The 12,593-nt window shown below is 64.6% G+C and carries 14 protein-coding genes; 6 read left to right on the top strand and 8 right to left on the bottom strand.

What is annotated here, in order from left to right; genetic code table 11:
- Window positions 1-77: 77 nt before the first annotated feature.
- Complete coding sequence (locus tag ACPGXI_RS10305; protein WP_526652469.1) at window positions 78-1,502, top strand: aldehyde dehydrogenase family protein; 1,425 nt, start codon at window positions 78-80, stop codon at window positions 1,500-1,502.
- A gap of 76 nt (window positions 1,503-1,578) precedes the next feature.
- Here the strand turns inward: ACPGXI_RS10305 and ACPGXI_RS10300 are convergent, their stop codons facing one another.
- Window positions 1,579-2,025: a cupin domain-containing protein gene (locus ACPGXI_RS10300; protein WP_526652467.1), complete on the bottom strand. Its 447-nt coding sequence runs from the start codon at window positions 2,023-2,025 to the stop codon at window positions 1,579-1,581.
- A 26-nt stretch (window positions 2,026-2,051) separates the two neighbouring features.
- Between ACPGXI_RS10300 and ACPGXI_RS10295 the strand changes: the two genes are divergently transcribed.
- A complete protein-coding gene (locus ACPGXI_RS10295) occupies window positions 2,052-2,498 on the top strand; it encodes a hypothetical protein (RefSeq protein WP_526652465.1) in 447 nt (148 codons plus the stop codon).
- Window positions 2,495-3,091, top strand: coding sequence for a GNAT family N-acetyltransferase (locus ACPGXI_RS10290; RefSeq protein ID WP_526652463.1), 597 nt, complete (start codon window positions 2,495-2,497; stop codon window positions 3,089-3,091). Before ACPGXI_RS10295 ends, ACPGXI_RS10290 begins: the two co-directional genes overlap by 4 nt.
- 93 nt (window positions 3,092-3,184) lie before the next feature.
- Here the strand turns inward: ACPGXI_RS10290 and ACPGXI_RS10285 are convergent, their stop codons facing one another.
- From ACPGXI_RS10285 to ACPGXI_RS10275, 3 genes are read right to left on the bottom strand one after another with little or no spacing between them, the layout of a single operon-like run.
- Window positions 3,185-4,069, bottom strand: a complete 885-nt coding sequence (locus ACPGXI_RS10285; protein ID WP_526652461.1) for a winged helix-turn-helix transcriptional regulator — start codon at window positions 4,067-4,069, stop codon at window positions 3,185-3,187.
- Window positions 4,070-5,599, bottom strand: a complete 1,530-nt coding sequence (locus ACPGXI_RS10280) for a carotenoid oxygenase family protein (RefSeq protein ID WP_526652459.1) — start codon at window positions 5,597-5,599, stop codon at window positions 4,070-4,072.
- Window positions 5,596-6,822 carry an acetyl-CoA acetyltransferase gene (locus ACPGXI_RS10275; RefSeq protein WP_526652457.1) on the bottom strand — a complete coding sequence of 409 codons (1,227 nt, stop codon included), beginning with the start codon at window positions 6,820-6,822 and terminating at the stop codon, window positions 5,596-5,598. The genes ACPGXI_RS10280 and ACPGXI_RS10275 overlap by 4 nt, the downstream gene beginning before the upstream one ends.
- Before the next feature lie 76 nt (window positions 6,823-6,898).
- Between ACPGXI_RS10275 and ACPGXI_RS10270 the strand changes: the two genes are divergently transcribed.
- Window positions 6,899-7,375 (top strand): DUF309 domain-containing protein, encoded by a 477-nt coding sequence (locus ACPGXI_RS10270; RefSeq protein WP_526652455.1) that lies wholly within the window; start codon window positions 6,899-6,901, stop codon window positions 7,373-7,375.
- A gap of 42 nt (window positions 7,376-7,417) precedes the next feature.
- Here the strand turns inward: ACPGXI_RS10270 and ACPGXI_RS10265 are convergent, their stop codons facing one another.
- The 4 genes from ACPGXI_RS10265 to ACPGXI_RS10250 all read right to left on the bottom strand — a co-directional run bounded on the left by ACPGXI_RS10265 (window position 7,418) and on the right by ACPGXI_RS10250 (window position 10,584).
- The gene (locus ACPGXI_RS10265) at window positions 7,418-8,275 is read right to left on the bottom strand and encodes an ABC transporter permease subunit (protein ID WP_526652453.1); all 858 of its coding nucleotides are present in this window, start codon (window positions 8,273-8,275) and stop codon (window positions 7,418-7,420) included.
- Window positions 8,272-9,048 carry an ABC transporter permease subunit gene (locus tag ACPGXI_RS10260; RefSeq protein WP_526652451.1) on the bottom strand — a complete coding sequence of 259 codons (777 nt, stop codon included), beginning with the start codon at window positions 9,046-9,048 and terminating at the stop codon, window positions 8,272-8,274. Before ACPGXI_RS10260 ends, ACPGXI_RS10265 begins: the two co-directional genes overlap by 4 nt.
- Before the next feature lie 64 nt (window positions 9,049-9,112).
- A complete protein-coding gene (locus ACPGXI_RS10255) occupies window positions 9,113-10,039 on the bottom strand; it encodes an ABC transporter ATP-binding protein (protein WP_526652449.1) in 927 nt (308 codons plus the stop codon).
- Between the two features lie 2 nt (window positions 10,040-10,041).
- Complete coding sequence (locus ACPGXI_RS10250; protein WP_526652447.1) at window positions 10,042-10,584, bottom strand: GbsR/MarR family transcriptional regulator; 543 nt, start codon at window positions 10,582-10,584, stop codon at window positions 10,042-10,044.
- Window positions 10,585-10,765: 181 nt separating this feature from the next.
- Between ACPGXI_RS10250 and ACPGXI_RS10245 the strand changes: the two genes are divergently transcribed.
- Entirely contained in the window at window positions 10,766-11,986 is a 1,221-nt protein-coding gene (locus ACPGXI_RS10245; RefSeq protein WP_526652445.1) for a cytochrome P450 family protein, read from the top strand.
- A 69-nt stretch (window positions 11,987-12,055) separates the two neighbouring features.
- On the top strand, window positions 12,056-12,593 hold a 538-nt coding region (locus tag ACPGXI_RS10240; protein WP_526652443.1), incomplete at its 3' end, for a DsbA family oxidoreductase.

Here is a 12,593-nt window from a genome sequence, read left to right as displayed (position 1 = left end):
CCCGACCTGGTATGCAGAAGACAGCGAGTAATGCGCCAGACGTAGCGCTGCTGCCAAAGATGAGAAGGTTGAGAGCCATGCGCGATTATCTGAAGTTCTACATCGACGGCCAATGGGTCGATCCCCTCGACACGAGGACCCTGGACGTCGAGAACCCCACGACCGAAGAAGTGTCCGGTCACATCGCGATCGGTAGTGCGGCCGATGTGGACAAAGCCGTCGAGGCCGCGCGCAGGGCATTCGCTAAGTGGTCGCAGTCCACCCGTGGGGAGCGCCTTGAGGTGCTGGCTGCAATCCTCGACGAATACCAGAAGCGTGCCTCCGACCTGGCCGAGGCGGTCAGTGAGGAGATGGGTGCGCCGGCGTCGTTGGCGGCGGGTCCTCAGGTGAAAATGGGATTGGGGCACCTGGCCACAGCCATCGACGTGCTGAAGAACTTTCAGTTCGAGGAACAGCACGGCAACACGTTGGTGGTCAAGGAACCGATCGGCGTCTGTGGGCTCATCACTCCGTGGAATTGGCCGATCAATCAGATTGCCTGCAAGGTCTTCCCGGCGCTGGCCACCGGCTGCACCATGGTGCTCAAGCCATCTGAGGTGGCCCCGTACTCCGCACAGATCTTCACCGAGATCATCGACGCCGCAGGCATTCCCGCGGGCGTCTACAATTTGGTGTACGGCGACGGCCCCGGCGTCGGGGTGGCGCTATCAAGGCACCCTGATATCGACATGGTGTCCTTCACCGGGTCGACCCGCGCCGGTGTCGACGTGGCCAAGAACGCGGCCGAGACGGTCAAGCGGGTGACTCAGGAACTCGGTGGCAAGAGCCCTAACATCGTGGTCGACGACGAGGACTTCGCCACGAGCGTGGCCGCCGGGGTGACGGCGATGATGCTGAACAGCGGTCAGAGCTGTAACGCCCCGTCGCGGATGCTGGTGCCTAACTCGCGCATGGACGAAGCCGCATCGATCGCCAGGGAGGTCGCCGAACGGGTCGTCGTCGGCGATCCCGACGATAGAAAGTCGATCGGACCGGTCGTATCCAAGGTGCAGTTCGACAAGATCCAGGGGCTCATCCAGCAGGGTATCGATCAGGGTGCGACCGTCGTCGCGGGCGGTGTCGGGCGTCCCGACGGGCTTGATACCGGGTACTACGTCAAGCCGACCGTGTTCGCCGACGTGACCAACGACATGGCGATCGCGCGGGAGGAGATCTTTGGCCCCGTGCTGTGCATCCTCGGCTACGCCGACCTTGACCAGGCCGTCGATATCGCCAACGACACGGAGTACGGCCTGGCCGGCTATGTCTCGGCAGCTGACCTGGATGCCGCTCGCGCGCTCGCCAGAAGGATTCGGGCCGGTTCGGTGGCGATCAATCACGCCTTCGATCTGAACGCCCCGTTCGGCGGGTACAAGCGGAGCGGCAACGGGCGTGAATGGAGCGGTTTCGGCTTCGACGAATACCTGGAGACCAAGGCTGCAATCGGCTACGCCCCGCGGTAGCGCGATTTCGGTGCATTTGGTCACCGACAGCGTGACGAAATGCACCGAAATCGCCGGAGCGGCGATGACGAGGCGCTCAGTCGCTGGGAGCGCCCAGCTCGAAGTCGGCGAAATCGAATCCCGGCACCACTACGCAGCTGACCAGACAAGGCTGGTCGCCGCGCGGGCGCGCTCGCTGCCAGTCCCCCGGGGGGATGACGAGCTGAGGGCACTCCCCGGCCATGATGTCTGTTCCGAGCAGATGGGTTCTCGCAGATTCCCGCTCGGCCCCGAACTCCAGGAGCAACGGGCCGCCGGAGTGATACAGCCAGAGCTCGGCGCTTCGCACGGTGTGCCACGCGGACTCCTGGCCCGGCATGAGCAAGAACAGGATCGCGGTGCCTGCGCTGCGGCATCCGGCGTAGTCCGGCGGCAGAGCTGACTGCGAGATAGTCAGGTCGCTGCGCCATGTCTCCCGGTACCAGCCACCCTCCGGATGTGGGGACAGGTCCAGGCGACGCACCAATTCGGGAAGATCGGTCACCGAATTCACCCTAGTAGGCTCTGTGGATGGCTCGCGTACGCCCCGGTTGGCTGGTGGCCCTGTGCGCACTGATAGTTGCCGTGAGCGCCTGGTTCCCCTGGCTGACTTCCGCAGCCGACGGAGGCGGGCGCGCCAGTGCCATCGGCGGGATCGCTGGAGCCATGCCGGCGCCGCCTCCCGGGTTCGGGGTCGGGCAGTTCGTCGTTTTGCTGGCATCTCTGTTGATCGTCGCCGGTGCGATGGCGGCTCGTGGCATCTCAGAGCGGATGGCTTCGGCTGCTGCGATGTCGATTTCGGTGACGCTCGTGGTTCTGGCAGCTTGGTTCTACCGACTGTATGTGTACCCGCCGGTAGTGGCAGGCTATGGCCTCTACATCGCGGGTGCCGTCGCGCTGGTGGCGGCGTTGTTGTCCGTGTGGACGATGATGGCGGCCTGGAGATCTACGGCGCCGTCCACCGGGAGGCTGCCGTGAGCGGCTTCGTCGAGCCCGTATCCCTGGTCGGCGACCGCTGGGTGACGCTGGAACCTCTTACCCGCGAACATCTTCCCGAGATCGAGGCTGCCGCCGCCGATGGCGAGTTGGGCAGGCTGTGGTTCACCGCCGCGCCCCGGGCGGGAGCCGCTGGTGACTGGGTCGACATGCGTCTCGCGATGCAGAAACCAGATACCGGCCTGACATTCGTGGTGCGCGGCCGTGACGGCACCCTGGTCGGATCGTCCAGTTATCTCAACGTCGACGGCCCCAACCGTCGGCTCGAGATCGGCTATACCTGGTACGCCGCTGCGGCACGGCGCACCGGGGTCAACTCCGAGACTAAATTGCTGATGCTCGGCCACGCTTTCGAGGAGTTAGGTTGCGTTGCGGTGGAATTTCGAACGCACTTCTTCAACTCGAACAGTCGCGCCGGCATCGAACGGCTGGGCGCCAAACTCGACGGAGTGCTGCGCAGTCAGCAGATCCTGCCCGATGGGTCGCGGCGCGACACCGTCGTCTATTCGATCCTGGACATCGAGTGGCTCTCGGTGCGCAACAACCTGGTGTTCCGTCTGGACCGCTTCCAGTGAATCTGCAGGTGTGTACGCAGATCGCGATATCCGGTCGATTGGCGATCTGCGCGCACACCAGGCCCGGCTAGCCCGAATCAATGTTGGTGGTCGCTAGATCGGAGCGACCTTTGCGCCCCGCAATGCCGTTGTGCACTGGTCGCAGACGAGAACAGGTTTGAAGTGCCGGCCGCACAACGAATGTGTGATTTCCACCGCGGGACCTTCGCGGTCGGGATACCACCGCTGTGCCCACTGCAGCGCGGTGACCAGCACCGGGAAGAAGGCACGGCCCTTTTCGGTCAGCCGGTACCGGCCGGCGGTACTGACGAGGATCCCTTCGGCGCCGAACACCGACAGTCGGTCTGCGATCGTGCCGGGAGGAGCGCTGAGCTGTGACTGGAAGTCGGTGAACCTGGCGGCGCCGACGAACGCGGCGACCAGCAGCGCGAACGCCCAGCGGTCACCCAGCACGCTCATCGTCTGTGGAAACAGCAACCCCGCATTGCCGCGGCGATTGCCTGAACGCCGGCGGTTCGTGGTGGACGGAACGGAGCGCTTCCAGGATCCGCTCGGTCCCCACTGCGCCACAACATCTTTCTCGGTCACCGCCGCCCCGCACTCCTCGCAGGTAATCTGTGGCGCGAAGTCGCTGCCGCACGCCTCGTGGCGCATTCCGGGCAGCCGCTGAGTATGGCCGGGCACCCAGCGGCGTTCCCATTCCCAGATCGACGTCAGCACCGGCCACAGGGACCGACTCCGTGCCGTCACCGGATACTCCGAACGTGGGGGATTGGTCTGGTATTCACGGCGGGTGAGGAGTTCCCCGGCGACCAGCGCGTGCAGCCGGCCGGTCAGCACCGAGTGGGAAACGGGCAGTGCAGTAGCGAAATCGCCGTAGCGTGTCGCACCCAGCAACGCGTGCTGGATGATTCGGAGAGTCCATTCGTCGCCGAGTACCTCGAGCATCCGGGCCACGGCGTTGGGGCCTTGCGTCAACTAGAGGCCGATCGCGCTGGCCGCGTTGTCGGTCTCCCGCCAGCGGCGAATGTCGGGCCCCGCCGCCCAGGTCGAGTGCGTACCACTCGAGATTCGTTCGGGAAGAGCGAGTTGGCACACCGGCCCAGCCTCGACCTGAGCCGCGTCGAACACCAGACAGTAGGAGGCGTCGGCGGCCATGTCGGTGGTGAGCGTTACCAGATACCCATCGTCCTCGGCCGTACTTCCCACACGGGGGGCCATCGCCGTCTCGCTGCCGAAGACCCCATCTCCGAAGGAGAAGCGCTGTTCGGCGCCCGTCTTCAGGTCATGGCGAACCAGGCCGTCAAACAAGAACCAGCCGGGCTTACCGGTCGCCGCGTACGTGTAGCGGTAGTCACGTGCGGCGTAGGCGGAGTTGATCATGCCGAATTCGGTGAAGCTGTCCGACAATTGCTGCTCGCGGACCTCGCCGGTGACGAGGTTGAAGCGCCAGCGGTGCAGTCGGGTCTGCATACGGTCGATGGCCAGGAATCGGAATCGCCTTCGCCACTTGTCGCCCAGTCCGTCGTCGGCGGGTTCGGGATCGCCCTGGAAGAACCCGTCCAACACGATCTCGTCGCCATCCTCGTAGGCGTTGGGGAAGTGCAACACATAGGTGGGGTCGGCCTCGAACCAGGTGATCTGCGACACGTCGCCGCGCCTCGGGATGACGGCGAACCGGGACGGCATGTCACGGTGGAAGCCCGGGAGGTGGATGTTCTGCTCGAGGAGCGTTGGATCCCAGAACATCGGAAAGTCGTTGAGTATTACGTAGTTATCGGTGAATGCCATATCGTGCGGCAGCCGCGGTCCAGGCAGCGGGACATCGACGCTGTGCACGAGTTCGCCGCCGTCGCTCAGGACGCCGTAGCGAAGGTAGGGGTCCTGCTTGCTGTAGCTGAAGTGCAACAGCTCGCCGGTGCGCTCGTCGACCTTGGGATGGGCAGACACGCCCCAGTCGGACGGGAAGTCGCCGCGCCAATCTTCCTTACCGAGGGCCTCGCCGGTGCACGGGTCGGTGCGGTATAGGTCACCGCACTGGTAGTGGCTGGTCAGGGCGACGCCGCGGTGGACGACGACGTCGGTGGAGGACGCGTCCTTCATCAGAGTCCTTGCGCCCCAGCCGTAGTCTCGACGTGCCAGCTCCACGGGCTCGCCGATTCCCGGCCATAGCGGCCCACCTGCTTCGTTCTCTTCGAAGAATGCGTCGGTACGGACAAACCTGTTGCGGTAGAAGGCTTTGCCATCGCGGAACCCGACGATGTGGAGCATCCCGTCACCGTCGAACGGATGGTAGTTCTTCAGCGCCGGATGCAGCGGGTTCTCGGTGTTGCGCAGGTAGACGCCGTCGAGATCGTGGGGGATCTCGCCGTGAACGACGGTGAGGTCATCGGCGTCCCACTCGGAAGTCTGCGGTCGCCATGGTCCGGTGCGGTAGGGATGATCGTCCTGCTCGGGAAGCGTGGACAGGAACTTGCCGACGACCTCTGGATGGGTGGTAAGGCTCACTGGGGTCTCCCGATGACGAAGCTGACGGTGGTGGCGGTGCTGCCGCCGAAGTTGAGCGTTGCGAACGTCTTTGCGCCCTCGACCTGATAGTTGCCCGCGGAGTCACTGACCTGTCGCGCGGCATCCAGCAGCATCCTCACCCCGGAGGCGCCGACGGGATGTCCACCGCCGATCAAGCCGCCGCTGGGGTTGATGGGCAGGCGGCCGCCGATCTCGATCTCCCCGTTCTCGATGGCTTTCCACGATTCGCCCGGGCCGGTCAGCCCGATGTGGTCGATGGCCAGATATTCGCTGGGGGTGAAGCAATCGTGTACCTCGAACCCATCGACGGCGTCGAGGGCGACCCCAGCCCGGTCGAAGGCATCCTGGACCGCGGTGCGCACGTGGGGGAGGACGTACTGCTCGGCGGGGTCGTCTCGTGAGCGGTCAAGCTTCTGGCGCAGGCCCAGGCCGACGGTGCGATGTCCCCAGCCGTCGATCCTGCCCAGCGGCCGGGCCTTTGGATGATCCCGCAGCCAGTCATCGCTGACCAATACGAGTCCGGCGCCACCGTCGGTGATCTGGCTGCAGTCGAACCGGCGCAACCGGCCCTCGATGACGGGGTTGGACGCTTCGTCGTCGGGCAAGGGCTCGGGGATGGCCCAGTCGCGGGTCTGGGCATTGGGGTTGGCGCGGGCATTGGCGAAGTTGAGCGCCGCGATTGCGCGCAGGTGTGTCTCGTCGAGGCCGTATCGCAGGTCGTACTCGGCGGCGACGGACTCGAACATGTTCGGCCACAGAAACTTCGCGTCCTGGCCTTCCTGGCCGGTCCACGCGGCAGCGCCCATAATCGTTGCCGCGGTATCGCCATGCACCGTCTTCTCCAGCTCAACTCCGGTGACCAGCGCAGTCCGATAATTGCCGGCCCGAAGGTCCGCAGCCGCCGCGAGCACCGCGACGCTGCCCGACGCGCACGCCGCTTCGTGGCGGGTGGCGGGGGTACCCCAGAGCGCGTCGTTCACGGTGGCTGGCATCGCGCCCAGATGGCCCTGGTGGGCGAACAACTCGCCGAACGCGTTGGCGACGTGAACGACCTCGATGTCCGCGCCATCCAACTCGGCCGATTCGAGGGTGGCGTCGGTGACCTCGCCGGTCAGCTCTGCGAAGCCGAGCCCCTCGCGGTCGAAGTTTCGCGCGAAATCGCTCTGATATCCGCCAAGAATCCACACCTGCGGCGAGCCCATGCCCGGCACGTTACTACAACTAACGGAGTGACTGCAGACCTGCACCCGCACGAGTGGAAAGTGCAACCATGGCGAGATGGCTGAGCGTGATCGCGATCGATCGGGACGGGCCAGCAACAGCCGAGAACGGGATGCGCTGGGACGACCCCTGCCCTACGGGGTGGAGGGCGTGCCGAGGATTCCCGACGATCTCGACCTGTCGCCGGAGGGATATCTGCGATACGCGCAGCACCTCCTCGACGCCGGCCTGGCTTTCCACGCACACGAAGTCCTGGAAGCAGCGTGGAAGAGTGCGCCCGAGGACGAGCGGTCGCTCTGGCAGGGTCTGGCCCAGCTTGCCGTGGGTATCACGCACATTCAGCGGGGCAACATCCGCGGCGCGGCAACAGTTCTGAAGCGTGCTGCCGGACGTATCGGCGAGTCCGGGCGGGTGCCCTACCGGATCGATGCCGTCGGTCTCGTCCGCTGCGCCGACGCGCTGGCCGATGACCTCGAGGTGGGTGCTGAGATCTCGCCGGGCAGGTTGTCTCCGCGACTGCAGCGCGCCACGTAACTGCGGTAGCCGCACCGGTTGGGCGCCGGTATCTCTTGTTCATCAGCCGCGTAGGTCTCGGCGGCAGAAAATGACGGCGGCTGCCACCATCAGGATGACGGTCATCACCGCCAGAACGGAAAGGTGGCCCGGGTTGGCGCCGGTGACCAGCGGGTTGGAAGCGTTGAAGTAGTACCAGGGGCTGACCTTGGCACCGCCGGCGAGACTGTCCGAGAGTGGCAGGAAAGTGCTGATCGCGAAGGCGAGGGCAGCCAGTCCGCCGGTAGCCGCGCTGGTGCGTCGCCGGTTACCGGTTGCGGCTGAAATGAGGATGGCGATCATCCCAAAAAAGATCCCGATCAGCACGGTATGCGCGGTAGCCCCCACGACGCCCTGGGCAGTGATTCCCAGGCCTCCGATCAGATTGGCGAGCACGATTCCGACGGCGAGCAGCACGCCGACGATGAGAACGTGGATCATCATCGCGACCGTCTTGGTGAACAGAAACGTCAGCCGCCCGACTGGTGCGGCGAGCAGCACGCCAAGGGTCTTGTCCTCCTCCTCCCCGGCGATCGCGCGCGCGGCGGAGATCACCGCGACAGTGATGACCCCGACAGGCGCGACGATCGACATCAATTCGGCGTTGGCGAAGCCGATCCCCGAGGTGAGATCCCCGCCGGGAAGTGCTTTGCCGATAGCATCGGCGAAATCCGATGGCAGGCCGGCAAACGTCTCCCGCAGCGGTGGGTACAGCGCACCCACGAATGCGCCCATGGCGATCATCAGGAGCCCGACGACCCAGCACAGGGTGAGTCGGTCGGCGACGGACTTGGTTAGCAGCGCGCCGATCATCCTGCCCCGATCTGCCGGCGGGGGTGTGGGGCGGCGGTGCCGGTGCGGGGCCTTCTCGAGAGTGGTCATCCCTTCAGGTCCCGACGCTCGAAAGTCGCGAACGCGACCGCGAGAGCGGCGACGATGAGTCCTGCCAGCACCAGGAAATGTACAAGGTTGAAGCCGTTGATCAGCGGATCGGATCCGGCGAAGTAATGCCAGGGGCTGAGCCGGGTCCAACCATCGAGACCCGCGATGGGCAGCATGGCGTTGGTGACGTAGCTGATCGCCGCGACAACGCCGGCGATGCCGGCGGCCAGGCTGGGGCGGCCGGTGGCCGCTCCGATGGCGAAGGCCAGCGAACCGAGCGTGGCCGCGAGCATGAACAGATGGAGGCAGGTCGCCACGATGCCGGTCGTTGCCACCCCGATGTCGAGAACGGCCGAACTGGCGACCGCGGCGGCCCCGAAGAGCACCATGATCGACGCGAGCGCGATCCCCAGACCGCCGGCCTTTTCGGCGAGGATGGTGTGGCGGGTGACCGGTTGTGCGGCAAGCAGATCCATGGTGCCGTCTTCCTCCTCGCCGGCGACGGCGGAGGCTCCGGTCAACACCGCATACGCCACCAGGGTCAACGGGGCGATCAGGTTGAACACCTCGGCGACCACGTAGCCGCCGGGGACATCGGCGCCGATGAACGCATTCAGCACGTCTGGGAAGCCCTCGCTGATGTCGTCTATCGTCTCCTGCAGGCCGGCACTGATCGCCAGTGCCGCGACCGTGAAGACTGCCAACACCGCGCCCACGGCCAGAACCGGCACACGGCGCTCGGCCAGATCCTTGGTCAACACCGCGTTAGACACGGCGCGTTCGCTTAGACATGGCGCGTTCGCTTAGACATGGCGCGTCTGGTTAGACCGCGTGTGGTTAGACATGGTGCGTTTGCTTCTCCGGGGTGGCGCCCTCGTCGACCCCGGTGCGGTAATAGGCGAGGAACACCTCTTCGAGGTCGGATTCCCGACTGTTGAGGTTGACGACCTCACAGGTCATCGCGGCCTTGAGGATGTCATGGACAGACCCGTCGAACGATACCTGTGCGTGGCAATGGTCCACCACTGCGCCGCGCACGCCCGGCACACCGTCGAACAAGCTGGAGGGAACCTCGGTGGCGAACTCGAAATCGATGCGCCGGATGGCTTTTCGCTTGAGCTCATCGACGCGCTCGACCACGACGAGTTCGCCCTCGCGAATGATGCCGACCCGGTCGGCGACGCGTTCGACTTCGGACAGGGTGTGTGAGGACAGAAACACGGTGCGTCCGTCCTCGCGCACCTCGTCGACCATCGTGTGGAACTCCCGTTGTATCAACGGATCCAGTCCGGCGTTGGGCTCGTCGAGGATCAGCAGGTCCGGTCGATGCATGAATGCCTGTATCAGGCCGATCTTCTGTCGGTTGCCAGTGGAGTAGTCGCCGACCTTGCGGGTCAAATCGGCGCCGAGCCTTTCGGCGAGTTCGTCGACGTATCGTTCGTCGACCCCGCCGCGCAGCCGGGCAAAGTATTGAAGTGTTTGCGCACCAGTAAGTTTCGGATACAACGCCAGATCTCCCGGGACATATCCGATGCGGCGGCGAATCTGTAGCGAGTCGACATGGCAGCGCATCCCCAAGATCTCCGCTTGCCCGCCGGTGGGCCGAATCTGGTCGAGCAGGGTTCGGATGGTGGTGGACTTGCCGGCTCCATTGGGTCCGAGAAAGCCGAACACCTCGCCGCGAACCACCTCGAGGTTCAGGTTCCTGATTGCGGTGACGTCGCCAAAAGTCTTTGTCAGCCTGTCGGTCCAGATCGCCGACATCCTCACGTAGCGTCCCCGGTTGTCTGGCTGTGGAATTTCGCCAACCCGTCCGTCAGCAGGGCTTCCATGTAGGCAGTCAGTTCCCGCATCTCTTGGATGCGCCGGCTGCGTTGGGGTGGGGCGTCGCGCAGCGCATGCAATCCGACGTCGGCGAGAGTCTGCAGGTCGGCCATGGTGCGCAGACGTTGTCGCTCTCCGGCGGCGAAAGCGTTCGGCCGCAGCCTGAAATAGGTGCGGCGATCACCGGCGATGCCGAGTCGCTCGATGAAACCGAACTGGATCAGCATGCGGGCATTGGTGCTGATTCCGCCGCTGCTGGCATTCAGTGCCACGGCGAGTTCCTCGGAGGACTGCCGTTCGGGATCGCAGACCAGTAGCCATCCGAGCAGCCGGCCGGCCAGGCGGGTCAAGCCGTTGGACTCGAAGTACCCGCCGAGCTGATCGACGAATTCCATTATTTCGGCGTCTATTTCGGCATCTGAAGCAGCATCGTTGGCATCACTGCTGGTCACACTCACAACTTTCACTGTACTCTGAAAACACATCCTGAGGCGATAGCCGCACGCTGTGGATTTGGCGATCTCGGCGGGGCCGGGGGATGGACTCGCTGCCCGGCAGGTGTAACGAAACCTGCAACTTTCACTGTACTGTGAAATCACATCGACTGCAGGTGTCTCTCCCCTTCTGAGGTCCGGCGCTGGGCGTCATGAGCGCAAGGAGTCAACGATGAGCACGACCCAGGATGCGTCGAGCGGCGCTTCGATCGCGCTGGACAGCCCGGAGTTCGTGGCTGATCCATTCCCGACCTACGAGCGGTTGCGCCGAGATGCACCAGTGCTCCGAACTCAGCTCGCGTATATGGGAGGCCAGGATGTCTACCTGCTGTCCCGCTACAAAGACTGCGTAGACCTCACCACCGACCAGCGGTTCCGCCGTGTCGTGGAGAGTTCTGAACCGCTGCCCATTCCCAAGGCGCTGCAGTTCATCGCCACCGACAGCATGATCCTGATGGACGACCCGGAGCACATGCGACTGCGCAAGCTGGTCAGCCGGGCGTTCACGCCCAAGGCGACAGCCCGGCTGGCCGATCGCACCGAGCAGATCAGCCGCGAATTGCTCGAGGGGTTCGGTCCTGGACAGCAGATCGATGTGCTGGAGGATTACGCACTGCCCATCCCGTTCACGGTGATCAGTGAAATGGTCGGCGTGCCCGAAGCTGACCGGGGCCGTTTCCATGACGGGATGAACCTGGTCATGAACGGGATGGTCGAGTTCGGGATGGAGCAGATGGCGGCCAAGATGGAGCCGGTCATCGACTTCGTCCGCGAACTCATTCAGCGACGTCGCAATGATCCGGCCGAGGACATCATGACCGGGCTCATCCATGCGAGTGAGGATGGTGACAGCTTGTCCGAGGACGAAGTTGTCGCGATGGTGTTCACGCTGGTGGTGGCCGGCTACGAGACCACCTACCACTTGATCGCCAACGGTGTCGCGGCCCTGCTGGCCCACCCCGATCAACTGGACCTGCTCACCAAAGAACCGGAACTCATCAACTCTGCTGTCGAGGAGATCCTGCGCTACACGGGCACGATCGGGGGCACCAAGCCCAACTACGCCTCCGAGGACGTCGAGTTGGGCGGCGTCAGCATCCCGCGCGGCGCCATGGTGATCCCGTTGCTGGCCTCGGCCAACCGGGATCCCGACGTGTTCGAGAATCCGGACGTCTTCGATATCACCCGCACGCCGAATTACCACATCGCTTTCAGCAAGGGACCCCATTTCTGCCTGGGCGCCAACCTGGCCCGGATGGAGACGCGCGTCGCGATCGGCAACCTCATCACCCGATTCCCCGAGCTGCATCTGGCCGTGGACCTTTCCGAATTGAAGGTCCATCCGATGCCGTTCTGGCGGCGTCTCCAACAACTCCCGGTCGTCCTCGGCTGAGCGTGAATCGACATATCCTCGGGGTTGGACCCGCCAAACCCAGCGGTCGTAACCGTCGAGGAGTTTTCGTTGACCACAGCTGAGCCCGTCTCGATCGCATTTCACTTCGACGTGATGTGTCCCTGGGCGTACCAGACGTCGAAGTGGATTCGAACGGTCCGCGAGAGCGTGCCGCTGCAGATCGATTGGCGATTCTTCTCTCTCGAGGAGATCAACCGCGAAGAGGGAAAGAAACACCCGTGGGAACGCGACTGGTCCTATGGCTGGGGCATGATGCGCGTCGCGGCGATGCTGCGCCGTTCGTCGATGAGCGATTGCGACCGCTTCTACGAGGCAGCCGGTCGGGCGCTGCACGAGGAATCACGTAAGCCCCATCGTCCCGAAGTGGCCGCCCAAATCTGTGCCGATCTCGGTCTCGACCCGTCCGTCGTGCAGGCCGCCATCGACGACCCGACGACCCACGACGAGGTGAAGGCCGATCACGATGCCGTCGTCGCCCGCGGGGGCTTCGGGGTTCCCACGCTGATTTTCGACGGTGACCGTCACGTCTACGGCCCCGTCGTCGCGCCGGCTCCGACGGGTACCGCAGCGCTGGACCTGTGGAACC

Origin of the sequence: Mycobacterium sp., assembly GCF_049608025.1 — a bacterium.
Lineage (GTDB): Bacteria > Actinomycetota > Actinomycetes > Mycobacteriales > Mycobacteriaceae > Mycobacterium.
This window is presented reverse-complemented; position numbering and strand designations above follow the sequence as displayed.

Bases quoted from the DNA above. Each gene is read 5' to 3' on its own strand.
- ACPGXI_RS10305 (WP_526652469.1), top strand. From the start codon at position 78: ATGCGCGATTATCTGAAGTTCTACATCGACGGCCAATGGGTCGATCCC.
- ACPGXI_RS10295 (WP_526652465.1), top strand. From the start codon at position 2,052: ATGGCTCGCGTACGCCCCGGTTGGCTGGTGGCCCTGTGCGCACTGATA.
- ACPGXI_RS10275 (WP_526652457.1), bottom strand. From the start codon at position 6,822: ATGGGCTCGCCGCAGGTGTGGATTCTTGGCGGATATCAGAGCGATTTC.
- ACPGXI_RS10270 (WP_526652455.1), top strand. From the start codon at position 6,899: ATGGCTGAGCGTGATCGCGATCGATCGGGACGGGCCAGCAACAGCCGA.
- ACPGXI_RS10265 (WP_526652453.1), bottom strand. From the start codon at position 8,275: ATGACCACTCTCGAGAAGGCCCCGCACCGGCACCGCCGCCCCACACCC.
- ACPGXI_RS10255 (WP_526652449.1), bottom strand. From the start codon at position 10,039: ATGTCGGCGATCTGGACCGACAGGCTGACAAAGACTTTTGGCGACGTC.
- ACPGXI_RS10250 (WP_526652447.1), bottom strand. From the start codon at position 10,584: ATGTGTTTTCAGAGTACAGTGAAAGTTGTGAGTGTGACCAGCAGTGAT.
- ACPGXI_RS10245 (WP_526652445.1), top strand. From the start codon at position 10,766: ATGAGCACGACCCAGGATGCGTCGAGCGGCGCTTCGATCGCGCTGGAC.